A 12,117-nucleotide genomic window follows, 5' to 3' on the forward strand; every position below is an offset into this window, starting at 1 on the left:
CTCTGCACTGTTAAGGGACGCGTTAATAAATGCATTGATGTAAATCAATTATTCAACCTCATGGAACAATAAGTTCAATATTTCCAATCAAAGCAGTCATTTCTGCCAAATTAATGTGAATAAATAGTTAATTTTTACTGTGTGTCATGTATCTATGGCATTTATGAGTACAATAATTTAGTGGAATATTCTTAAGAAAAGTCTAATAGTAGATCTTTGATCTGATAAGTTGATTTTAAATGGGCTTTTGCTCTAATATGGTTTTGTAAAGAAACGTCACTCACTTAACATTTATTTCTTTTAAAGAAAGGGACTGCTATGGCCGATTCATTCCAGAATGAGGTGCCCAAGGCACGCATAAACTTAAAGCTGGCTCTGCATACAGGTGGCGCGCAGAAGAAAATCGAACTGCCGCTTAAACTCCTCACCGTCGGTGATTTCAGTAATGGAAAAGAGAATCGCCCATTATCGGAAAGGGAGAAAATTAACGTCAATAAAAATAACTTCAACAGCGTACTTTCGGAATTTAACCCGGAAGTGAATCTGACGGTTCCTAACACAATGGCCGGGGATGGTTCGGAAGAAAGCATAAAACTGAATTTCTCCGATATTAAGGATTTCGAACCTGAACAGGTTGCCCGCCAGATCCCCCAGCTCCGCGCCATGCTGGCCATGCGTAATTTATTACGCGATCTCAAATCCAATCTTCTTGATAACGCCACTTTCAGAAAAGAACTCGAGAAAATTCTTAAAGACCCGGCGCTGTCTCAGGAATTACGCGACGAAATGAGTGCACTGGCCCCGAAATAAGCGGCATGTGTAATTTAATGGATTAACCGGGAATATGCTGATGTCTGTAAATACTGAAACCGCCTCCGCGCAGGGGCAGACCACCGTACTGGAAAAAGAGGGCGTTTACGCCTCCCTGTTTGAAAAAATCAACCTGACCCCGGCCTCCAGCCTGGGTGATATCAATGCGTTTCTGGATGACGCCGCGCTTTCTGACGCTCCGGCGGGTGAACGCCTGACGGCGGCGATGCAGGTGTTTATGGACTGCATCCGCAAATCCGGTCAGCCGGTGGAGAAGCTCGACAAAACGCTGATTGACCATCATATAGCTGAGCTGGATTTCCAGATTAGCCGTCAGCTGGATGCCGTAATGCATCACCAGGAGTTCCAGAAGGTGGAGTCCCTGTGGCGCGGCCTGAAGCAGCTGGTGGACAGCACCGACTACCGCCAGAACGTGAAAACCGAAATTCTGGATGTGTCGAAAGAAGATCTGCGTCAGGACTTTGAAGACGCGCCGGAACTTATCCAGAGCGGCCTCTACTGGCACACCTATACCGCCGAATACGACACCCCGGGCGGAGAGCCGATTGGTTCCGTGATTTCATCCTATGAATTTGACGCCAGCCCGCAGGATGTGGCGCTGCTGCGCAACATCTCTAAAGTGTCAGCTGCCGCACATATGCCGTTTATTGGCTCTGTCGGGCCGAAATTCTTCCTGAAAGACTCCATGGAAGAGGTGGCTGCAATTAAGGATATCGGCAACTACTTCGACCGCGCGGAATACATCAAGTGGAAATCGTTCCGCGACACCGACGACGCCCGCTACATCGGCCTCGTGATGCCGCGCGTGCTGGGGCGTCTGCCGTATGGCCCGGACACCGTACCTGTACGCAGCTTTAACTACGTTGAGCAGGTGAAAGGCCCGGATCACGAGAAATACCTGTGGACCAGCGCGTCGTTCTCCTTCGCGTCAAACATGGTGAAGAGCTTCATCAATAACGGCTGGTGCGTGCAGATCCGTGGCCCGCAGGCGGGCGGGGCGGTGAAAGACCTGCCTATTCATCTGTACGATCTGGGTACCGGCAACCAGGTGAAAATCCCGTCTGAGGTGATGATCCCGGAGACCCGCGAGTTTGAGTTTGCCAACCTCGGCTTTATCCCGCTCTCGTATTACAAAAACCGCGACTATGCCTGCTTCTTCTCGGCGAACTCCGCGCAGAAACCGGCGCTGTATGACACCGCAGATGCCACGGCCAACAGCCGCATCAACGCCCGTCTGCCGTATATCTTCCTGCTGTCGCGTATTGCGCACTACCTGAAGCTCATCCAGCGCGAGAACATTGGCACCACCAAGGACCGCCGTCTGCTGGAGCTGGAGCTGAATACCTGGGTGCGTAGTCTGGTGACGGAAATGACCGATCCGGGCGATGAGTTGCAGGCTTCTCATCCGCTGCGTGACGCGAAGGTGGTGGTGGAAGATATCGAAGACAACCCGGGTTTCTTCCGCGTGAAGCTGTTTGCGGTGCCGCACTTCCAGGTGGAAGGCATGGATGTGAACCTGTCTCTGGTGAGCCAGATGCCGAAAGCGAAAGCGTAACGTAAGGCAGGAAGCATGAAAACGGAACAACCGTTATGGGGCAGGGGCCAGATGGTCTCTCCCCAGCACTTCCAGCAACAGGCCGCCTATGCGGCCTGGTCTGCGGAATGTATCGCCCGACTGGGTCTCTCCCATCCCTGGGGGGTGATTAATGCCACTTTCGAACCGGATGTACTGAAGTTGGGCCGTCTACAGGCCCGTCATCTGCACCTCCGGTTCCCTGACGGGACATTAATCGATACGGATAATGCTGACGACCTGCCACCGGTGCTGGCGCTTGAGAGTGAAACACAGGACGTGGTGGTGGTTCTGGCTCTTCCGCTGCTGCGCGCGAATGGTGGCAACTGCCTTAAGCCCGATGAGGTGGCCGCGCGTCCTGTTCGCTATCGCCAGCGCTGGCGGGATGTCCGCAACCTTTTTGGCGATGATACCCGCCAGATTGCAGTGATGCGGCCAGAGCTGACGTTGCGATTTGCCCATCAGAACAACAGCGATTACCTGACCTGTCCGGTTGCCCGCCTGCAACAAGATTCGCAGGGGAACTGGGCACTTGATGAGACATACCTTCCGCCGCTGTTGGCGTTACTGGGCAGTCGCTGGCTGATGACCCAGCTGGAGCAACTGTTGACGCAACTGCGCGCCCGTCTGGGCCGCCTGATGGACATGCGCCGGGAAAGTAATGAGCGCATGGCGGATTTTGCCGTAGCCGATGTTTCATTGTTCTGGCTGCTCAATGCCCTGAACAGTGCTGAGCCCGTGCTGGGTCAGTTTCAGCGCCACCCGCAAAGCCCGCCTGAGCGTCTCTATCCGGAGCTGGCAAGGCTTGCAGGCAGCCTGTTGACATTCTCGCTGGAGCATCAGGTCAGTGCGATCCCGGCATGGCAGCATGAGCAGCTGAATAACGTCTTCCCGCCGCTGTTTGATTTACTTGGCGATCTTCTGGAAGCCAGCCTGCCGTCGCGGGTGGTGGCAATTGAGCTTGAGCATGATGACCGGCTTCACTTCTGGCAGGCCCGTCTGCATGATCCACGTCTGCGCGAAGGGGCTGATTATTACCTCTCCGTGCGTTCACCGATGCCGGTGGCACAATTGCAGGAGCAGTTCCCGCGCCAGTGCAAGGTCGGCAGTCCCGATCATGTCAGGAGTATCGTCAATTCATCGCGGGTGGGCGTCCCTCTGATGCCGCTGCGCCATGTGCCGGCAGCCATTCCACTACGTCTGGAAAATCAGTATTTCAGCCTTGATGTCTCTCATCCTCTGGCCATCGAAATGTTCCAGAGCGGCACCTGTATGTTTTACGTTCCGGGAATGCTCGCCGAGCCTGAACTTGAACTCTTTGCGGTACTGAGAACATGAATGATCGTAAACGCGCTACTGCCGCGTTCATTGATATTGATGCCCTGTTACAGGACACCTGGCTACAGGTGATCAGTCTGCGTCACGGCCCGACATTCCAGGACGGGGAAGGTCGTACGCTTTGGGAGCGCTGCATTGATGATGTCGGGCGTGTGCAGCGAGAACTGAAAGCGAGCGAACTCGATGAAGCCAGCTGCCAGCATATTCTTACGGCACAGTGTGCGCTGCTTGATGAGGCGGTCAAAGGTCGCGGTGTAGAGGATGACGCCTGTATACAGTGGTATGACATTCCCTTACAGGGATACTTTCTTGGCACCATGGACGCCGGTGACACGTTATGCGATCGGATGCGTGATGTGCTGCGTGAACCGGCTCCTGACCACGCCGTTGTGACCTGCTTCCAGCGAGTCATGATGCTCGGATTCCTCGGCAACTTCCGCTCCCTGAACGATCCTGAGCGGCAGAAACTCATGAATGCACTGAATGAATATGTTGCGCCGTTCAGCTATTCACAACCCCATCCCGTTCTGGCGGAAAGCCATGCCGGACGGGGGATAGGGGGTTGGCTGGCATCATGGCCTATGCGCATTGGCCTGAGTGTGGTGGTGGTCACCGCATTATGGTGGGGACTGGATTGCTGGCTGGATCAGACACTGCTTACCCTGCTGCCGGGAGCCGTGAAATGAGCCCTGCACAACAGCGCGGGCTTGCGCTCTGGGCTGCCCTGCTGAGTGCAGTGGTCTGCCTGTGGTTTCTGCCAGCATCCCGTCTGGTTTCCATTCTCGTCCTGCTGGCGGTACTGGGACTCATCATAGCGTTCTGGGCTGTCGCCTGCCGTCGCGTGCAGCACGATTTCACCCTGTGTCTGGAGGACCTGCCTGAAGCCAATTATTGTCAGCCCGTGGTACTGGTCTGTGGCGATCTGCCGCTTGCCTGGCCGCATCAGTCACCTGTGCTTACTGTCACGCAGGGCTGCTGGATCCGTGTGGAGGATCATCTGGAACTGGAGCAGGCCGCCCGTCAGGTACTGTGGTTGCGCCCCGACTGGGGACGTCAGCTGTCAGTGATGGTCAGTGTTTGTCCGCAGCAGCACCCTGACAGTGAGCGCCTTACCAGTCGTTTGCTTGCCCTGCGCTGGCAGATTAGCCGGTTGCGTAAAGCAACCGGCCATTCTGTGCCACTGGTTCTGAATGGACAGGTCGGCAGTGCGATGATGAATGACATGCTCTGGCAGACGGCGATCCTGGGGGAAGGGGTAAAGGTCTGGAGTGGGACTTCAGCGCCTGGCTCAGTTGCTGAATGGGTTAATACTGGCGGAACGCCTGCGATGCAGCAACAGGTGCTGATGAACAGCCTGATGAGCTGGTTCCAACAGCACGTCCAGGCTGTCCTTATGGATGAAAACCCCGATATTCCTGTCATTGAACCTGTTGCGGTTCTGTGGGGATTGGGTCCGATCCTGGCCGGAAGCATGGCCACCTCTGTCTGGACAGCGTGGTTGTCCCGCCATACTGCGATGCAGCAGGTGTCTGGCTGGCAGCCGGCGGGAACGGACAGTACGGTTATTTCCCTGTTCCCGAATTTTGTCCTCCCTTTACTGCCAGAAGGACGAGGCCTGACACCGCATGGACGAACCTGGCGCGGTGCGCTCGGAATCTTCACGCTGGCAGCCATTGCTGCGCTACTCAGCAGTGGCTGGAATAATCGCCAGCTGCTGCAACGCGTGAGCTTCGATATTGCACGCTATGAACGTATACCGATGAATGACTCCGGGCCGAAAGCTGACGCCGTTGCCGTGCTGCGCGAGGATGCGGCATTGCTGGACGACCATGCACGTAACGGTGTACCGGCCCGGCTGAGTCTGGGTCTGTATCAGGGCGGACGTCTGCGTATGCCAGTGCTGAATGCGATTCGCTCTTATGTGCCTCCGCCTCCGCCGCCTGAACCGGAACTCAAACCGGCACCGAAAATCATCCGCCTCGACAGCATGTCGCTGTTCGATACCGGAAAGTGGGCGCTTAAACCCGCCTCAACAAAGCTGCTGGTGAACTCGCTTGTGGGGATCAAGGCGAAGCCCGGCTGGCTGATTGTGGTGGCGGGCCATACCGACAGCACCGGGGATGACCAGTCCAACCAGGTGCTGTCGCTTAAGCGCGCGGAGTCGGTGCGCGACTGGATGCGGGATACCGGCGACGTGCCGGAGAGCTGTTTTGCGGTGCAGGGCTATGGTGAAAGCCGTCCTGTCGCCACCAACGACACGGCGGAAGGCCGGGCGCTGAACCGCCGTGTCGAAATCAGTCTGGTACCGCAGGCGAATGCCTGTCAGGCGCCGGGCAAGACCCATGCGTCATCGCAGGATGATGGCGCTGATAACAATGTAACGGAGTAATTAACATGGCAATTCCAGTCTATCTGTGGCTGAAGGACGACGGCGGCGCGGACATCAAAGGGTCCGTGGACGTTCAGGATCGTGAAGGCAGTATCGAAGTGGTGGCCCAGGAGCACAACCTGTACATCCCGACCGATAACAATACCGGCAAGCTGACCGGCACCCGTATCCACACGCCTTTCCTGTTCACCAAGGAAATCGACTCCTCCAGCCCGTACCTGTACAAGGCGGTGACGACCGGCCAGACCCTGAAATCTGCTGAGTTCAAATGGTACAGAATCAATGACGCAGGCCAGGAAGTGGAGTACTTCAACACGAAGCTTGAGAACGTGAAGCTGGTGAAAGTGAATCCGAAGATGCATGACATCAAGGACCCTGCTTTCGAGAAGCACAACCACCTCGAGCAGATTGAACTGCGCTACGAAAAAATCACCTGGACCTACAAGGACGGCAACATCATTCATTCCGATTCCTGGAACGAACGCGCCACTGCGTAAGAGCCCTGAGCAGACGGTCAGCCGTCTGCTTTTTTTGCTGAGCGCCTGCACTGACGGGTGGTCAGCAAAGAAAAACACAATCTGCCTGCCCGACCTGATGCGCTTTGGGTTCCTGAATAACAGGGAACAGCGACGGGCGGTAGCGTGTCCGGAACTGATAAAGAGAGAGTCTCATGGAAAATCCAGCCATCCTGTTACGCCGTCTTAACCCTTACTGTGCCCGCGCAATGGAAGGGGCCGCTTCCCTGTGCCAGACCCGCGCCCATGCGGAAATCCTGCCTGAGCACTGGCTGCTGAAACTGCTGGAGCAGGGTGAGGGCGACCTGACGGTGCTGGCGCGGCGCTACGAATGGGATATGGATACGATATGGCAGGATATGCTGGGTTTTCTGGACAGCCTGCCACGGTCGGTGCGCAGCCGTCCGCAGCTTTCGGAGGGCGTGCAGTCCCTTATGCAGGACGCCTGGCTGCACGCCTCGCTGTCGGGGGAAGAGCATATCCGCAGCATTCACCTCCTGATGGCTCTGGTGGAAAAACCGAAACTGCTGCGCTGCGACGGCCTGTGGCCGCTGCTGACGCTGGCGCAGAGCCAGCTTGAGCGCCTGCGTGGACTTCTGGATGCGCAGTCGGATGAACGACCGGAGGTGCAGCAGGAAGCGGAGCTTACGCAGGGGGATGAGGTGGAGTTTGTCGGCCGTCCGGTGAATGCGGATATAACAGGAGAGCTGAACCCGGCGTTGCAGAATGCGCTGGACAGGTTCACCCTCGACGTCACCGCCCGCGCCCGTGAGGGCAGAATCGACCCGGTCTATGGCCGCGACAATGAAATCCGCCAGATGGTGGATATTCTTTCCCGGCGCCGCAAGAACAACCCGATTCTGGTCGGCGAACCGGGCGTCGGCAAGACCGCGCTCGTGGAAGGACTGGCGCTGCGCATTCATGAGGGCAATGTGCCGGACGCGCTGAAGCCGGTCTCCGTGCGCACCCTTGACCTCGGCCTGTTACAGGCCGGGGCGGGTGTGAAGGGGGAATTCGAGCAGCGCCTGAAAAACATCATCGACGCGGTGCAGCAGTCACCCCTGCCGGTTCTGCTCTTCATTGACGAGGCGCACACCATTATCGGCGCGGGCAACCAGGCGGGCGGCGCCGATGCGGCCAACCTGCTGAAACCGGCGCTCGCCCGCGGTGAGCTCAGAACCATCGCCGCCACCACCTGGAGTGAGTACAAACAGTACTTTGAGCGCGACGCCGCGCTGGAGCGTCGTTTCCAGATGGTTAAAGTTGATGAGCCGGACGACGACACCGCCTGCCTGATGCTGCGCGGACTCAAGTCACGCTACGCGGAGCACCATGGCGTGCATATTACCGATGAAGCGGTTAAAGCCGCCGTCACGCTCTCCAGACGCTATCTGACCGGACGCCAGCTTCCGGACAAGGCGGTGGATTTGCTGGATACCGCCTCTGCCCGTGTCCGTATGAGCCTCGACACTATTCCGGAGCCGCTGACCCGCATGAAGGCGCAGCTCACGGCCCTTGCTATGGAGAAGCAGGCGCTGCTGGAGGATATCGCGGTGGGCAATACCGCCCACGGCGAACGTCTGACCGCCATCGGAGAGGAAGAAGTCGCCATCATTTTGCAGCTCGACGAACGGGAAACCCAATACGGCCAGGAGCTGGCGCTGACGGAACAACTGCTGGCCTGCCGGGCTGATATCTCCCGCCAGGCGGAGATGGCGGACCTGCAACAGCAACTGAGCGATATACAAAAGCATACCCCGCTGCTGGGGCTGGATGTGGATGCGCGTACCGTCGCCACCGTTATCGCCGACTGGACGGGCGTACCGCTCTCTTCCCTGATGAAGGACGAGCAGACGGAACTGCTGAGCCTTGAGCACAGTCTGGCGAAACGCGTCGTCGGTCAGGACAGTGCGCTGAATGCCATTGCGCAGCGCCTGCGCGCCAGCAAAACCGGTCTGGCGCCGGAGAACGGCCCGCAGGGCGTGTTCCTGCTTGTGGGGCCGAGCGGCACCGGCAAAACCGAAACCGCCCTGGCGCTGGCCGATGAACTGTTCGGCGGCGAGAAGTCCCTTATCACCATCAACCTTTCGGAATACCAGGAGCCACACACCGTCTCGCAGCTCAAGGGCTCACCTCCGGGCTACGTGGGTTACGGTCAGGGCGGCATTCTGACCGAAGCTGTCCGTAAGCGCCCGTACAGCGTGGTGCTGCTGGATGAAGTGGAAAAGGCGCACCGGGATGTGATGAACCTGTTCTACCAGGTCTTTGACCGGGGCTTCATGCGCGACGGCGAGGGGCGGGAAATCGACTTCCGCAACACGGTGATTCTGATGACCTCGAACCTCGGCAGCGACCTTATCATGCAGCTGCTGGAGGAACAGCCGGAGGCGACAGAGCCGGACCTGCATGAACTGCTGCGTCCTGTCCTGCGGGACCACTTCCAGCTTGCGCTGCTGGCGCGCTTCCAGACGGTGATTTACCGTCCGCTGAATGCAGAAGCCATGCGTACCATTGTGGAGATGAAGCTGGCGCAGGTCAGTAAACGCCTCAACCGTCACTACGGTATGAAGACCGATATCCACGAAAGTCTGTACGACGCGCTGACCGATGCCTGCCTGCTGCCGGACACCGGGGCCCGTAATGTCGACAGCCTGCTGAACCAGCAGATTCTGCCGGTCCTGAGCCAGCAACTGCTGATGCATATGGCAGCGGGGCAGAAGCCGCAGCATCTTACGCTGGGCTGGGATGAGGAAGAGGGCATAGTGCTCGAGTTTGACCGGACAGAAGGAGTGCACGCATGAGCAATAATCCTCCGTTAAGATTCAGCCACAGCCATCACCTGCTGTCGGTGAAGGACTGCGATGCAGGGCTTGATGTGCTGGAGTTTGAGGGCGATGAAGCCCTGAGCACACCGTTCAGCTACCGTATTGAGTTCACCAGCACGGACCATGCCATCAGCAAAGAGATGATGCTGATGAAAGCGGCTTCCCTGACGCTTCAGGCCCCGGTTGACCAGGGTTACGGCATCAAAATACAGCAGCCGGTGCGGGTGATTCAGGGCGTGGTCACGGGTTTTGAACGTCTGGGTACCTCAAAGGATGAAACCCGTTACGCGGTGACGCTTGAGCCGCGTCTGGCCCTGCTCAGCCGTTCGCACCAGAACGCCATCTACCAGGACATGTCCGTCCCGCAGATTGTGGAGAAAATCCTGCGCGAGCGCCACGGCATGCGTGGCCAGGATTTCCTGTTCTCACTGAGTAAAGAGTACCCGCGCCGCGAGCAGGTGATGCAGTACGGTGAGAGCGACCTGCACTTTATCACCCGCCTGCTGGGTGAGGTCGGTATCTGGTTCCGCTTCACCACCGACACGCGCCTCAACATTGACGTGGTGGAGTTTTACGACAGCCGGCAGGGGTATGAGAAAGGCCTGACGCTGCCGTCGGTGCCGCCGTCAGGGCAGCACTCGCAGGGTGTGGACTCGGTGTGGGATATGGAGTGCCACCATAACGTGGTCCAGAAGGAGGTCAGCACCCGCGACTACAACTACCGTCAGGCCACGGAGGACATGAACACCCGGGTTGACGCGACCGGCGGGGATGTCACCACGTACGGTGAGGCCTATCACTGGGCCGATAACTACCTGACACCCGGCAGCGCGTATGACCGCAACCCGGCACCGGAGTCCGGTGCGTTTTACGCCCGCATCCGTCACGAACGCTACCTGAATGGCCAGACGCAGACCGTTGCCTTCACCAGTTGTCCGGTGCTCTCTCCGGGTATGCTGCTGACCGTCACCGGCGGGTACGAAGTGGCAGACGTGTTTGCGCAGGGCGTGGTTGTCACGGCGATGCACAGCCATGCGCAGCGTGATGCGGACTTTTGCGTCAGGTTTGACGGTATCCCGGACAGTCCGGATTTCAGTTTCCGCCCGGAACCTGGTTCACGTCCGGTGATGGCCGGTACCTTACCGGCCCGCGTCACCAGTACCACTGAAAATGACATCTACGGGCATATCGATAAAGACGGCCGCTACCGCGTCAACATGCTGTTTGACCGTGAGAACTGGGAGACAGGGTTCGAGAGCCTGTGGGTCCGTCAGTCCCGGCCGTACGCCGGGAATACCTACGGCCTGCACCTGCCGCTGCTGGCGGGTACCGAGGTGGCGATTGGTTTTGAGGACGGCAACCCGGACCGGCCGTACATTGCCGGTGTGCTGCACGACTCGGCGCACGGCGACCACGTCACCAACCGCAACTACAGACGCAACGTGCTGCGCACGCCGGCGAACAACAAAATCCGCCTCGACGACGAGCGCGGGAAAGAGCATATCAAGGTCAGCACGGAGTACGGCGGCAAGAGCCAGCTGAATCTAGGCCACCTGGTCGACAGCGAGAAACAGCAGCGCGGTGAGGGGTTTGAGCTCAGGACGGACAGCTGGGGGGCCATCCGGGCGCAGAAAGGACTATTCATCTCGGCGGACGGGCAGGCGAAAGCGAAGGGACTGCAGCGTGAAATGCAAGCTGCGCTCAAAGAACTTGACGCTGCCAGAGAGGTGACTTCTGGATTACGTCACGTTGCTCAAGCAGCCCAGGCGGAATTAGCCGATCTTGAGAAACAAACAACATTAATGAATCAGACGCTTAGCGATCTTAAGCAGCAAGCGTTACTTCTGTCTGCCCCTTCAGGAATTGCGCAGGTCACCCCCGCGAGCATACAAGTCTCGGCAGGGGAGAATCTAATTGTTACCGCAGGTCAAAATGCAGACATTAGCATTGCCAAAAAATTAACCCTGGCGGTGGGCGATATTCTGAGCTTATTTGCACACAAACTGGGAATAAAAATGTATGCCTCGGAGGGCAAAGTAGATATTCAGGCACAGTCGGACGCGCTGAATTTATTTGCTAAAGAAAAGCTTTCTGTTGCCAGTTCTGACAACAGCGTTGTCATATCAGCCAAAAAAGAAATCCTTTTGGTTTGTGGGGGGGCATTTATACGGTTAAGTGACGCGGGGGTTGAAGTTGGTACTGGCAAAAACGTCACGTTGAAATGTATTGCGGTTCAACAGCAGTCTGCGGCGACGTTAAATTCAACGCTTTCGCTACCTTCTGGTTGCAAACCTGGAGTAATTTCTGCAGCCCAACAGCAAGGGGCTGTGGTGATGCTTAGCTAATACTTGAGGAAAAAGATGACTACAAAATTAGCCGTTTTAGGTGACAGGACGAGTAATGGGAAAATAATTACTGCAACTGCGAATTATTTTAGTGATGGAAAACAGGTGGCACAAAATAATGACAAAGCCATCTGTACTGTCTGTAAGGGAACATTTCCCATCCTGGCCACTGCAGTTGGTATCGTCAGTAATGGCATAGTTCTGGTACAGGATCAGGACCGTGTGCTTTGTCTATGTTCCGGCCATAAAGTGATCGCAGGCTCTAATTTTTTCACTGGTTGAATAAGAATTTTTTATTTAC

Annotated in this window: 9 protein-coding genes; all 9 read left to right on the top strand. The window is 56.9% G+C overall.

Annotated elements, in window-relative coordinates; genetic code table 11:
- Window positions 1–318 precede the first annotated feature (318 nt).
- The 9 genes from tssB to SK58_RS12395 all read left to right on the top strand — a co-directional run bounded on the left by tssB (window position 319) and on the right by SK58_RS12395 (window position 12,098).
- Window positions 319–810, top strand: coding sequence for a type VI secretion system contractile sheath small subunit (gene tssB, locus SK58_RS12355; RefSeq protein ID WP_003856899.1), 492 nt, complete (start codon window positions 319–321; stop codon window positions 808–810).
- A 40-nt stretch (window positions 811–850) separates the two neighbouring features.
- On the top strand, window positions 851–2,386 hold the full coding sequence (gene tssC / locus SK58_RS12360) for a type VI secretion system contractile sheath large subunit (RefSeq protein ID WP_023324775.1): 1,536 nt from the start codon (window positions 851–853) through the stop codon (window positions 2,384–2,386).
- A 15-nt stretch (window positions 2,387–2,401) separates the two neighbouring features.
- A complete protein-coding gene (gene tssK, locus SK58_RS12365; RefSeq protein WP_015570415.1) occupies window positions 2,402–3,742 on the top strand; it encodes a type VI secretion system baseplate subunit TssK in 1,341 nt (446 codons plus the stop codon).
- On the top strand, window positions 3,739–4,428 hold the full coding sequence (tssL, locus tag SK58_RS12370) for a type VI secretion system protein TssL, short form (RefSeq protein WP_015570416.1): 690 nt from the start codon (window positions 3,739–3,741) through the stop codon (window positions 4,426–4,428). The genes tssK and tssL overlap by 4 nt, the downstream gene beginning before the upstream one ends.
- Entirely contained in the window at window positions 4,425–6,131 is a 1,707-nt protein-coding gene (locus tag SK58_RS12375; protein WP_047637253.1) for an OmpA family protein, read from the top strand. The genes tssL and SK58_RS12375 overlap by 4 nt, the downstream gene beginning before the upstream one ends.
- A 5-nt stretch (window positions 6,132–6,136) precedes the next feature.
- Window positions 6,137–6,628 carry a type VI secretion system effector Hcp gene (gene hcp / locus SK58_RS12380; RefSeq protein ID WP_009653685.1) on the top strand — a complete coding sequence of 164 codons (492 nt, stop codon included), beginning with the start codon at window positions 6,137–6,139 and terminating at the stop codon, window positions 6,626–6,628.
- 173 nt (window positions 6,629–6,801) lie between these two features.
- On the top strand, window positions 6,802–9,447 hold the full coding sequence (gene tssH / locus SK58_RS12385; RefSeq protein WP_048219973.1) for a type VI secretion system ATPase TssH: 2,646 nt from the start codon (window positions 6,802–6,804) through the stop codon (window positions 9,445–9,447).
- Window positions 9,444–11,816 (top strand): type VI secretion system Vgr family protein, encoded by a 2,373-nt coding sequence (locus tag SK58_RS12390; protein ID WP_048219975.1) that lies wholly within the window; start codon window positions 9,444–9,446, stop codon window positions 11,814–11,816. The genes tssH and SK58_RS12390 overlap by 4 nt, the downstream gene beginning before the upstream one ends.
- Before the next feature lie 15 nt (window positions 11,817–11,831).
- On the top strand, window positions 11,832–12,098 hold the full coding sequence (locus SK58_RS12395; RefSeq protein ID WP_017382243.1) for a PAAR domain-containing protein: 267 nt from the start codon (window positions 11,832–11,834) through the stop codon (window positions 12,096–12,098).
- Window positions 12,099–12,117: the final 19 nt, after the last annotated feature.

The organism is Enterobacter sp. BIDMC93, assembly GCF_001037805.1.
GTDB lineage: Bacteria > Pseudomonadota > Gammaproteobacteria > Enterobacterales > Enterobacteriaceae > Enterobacter > Enterobacter hormaechei_C.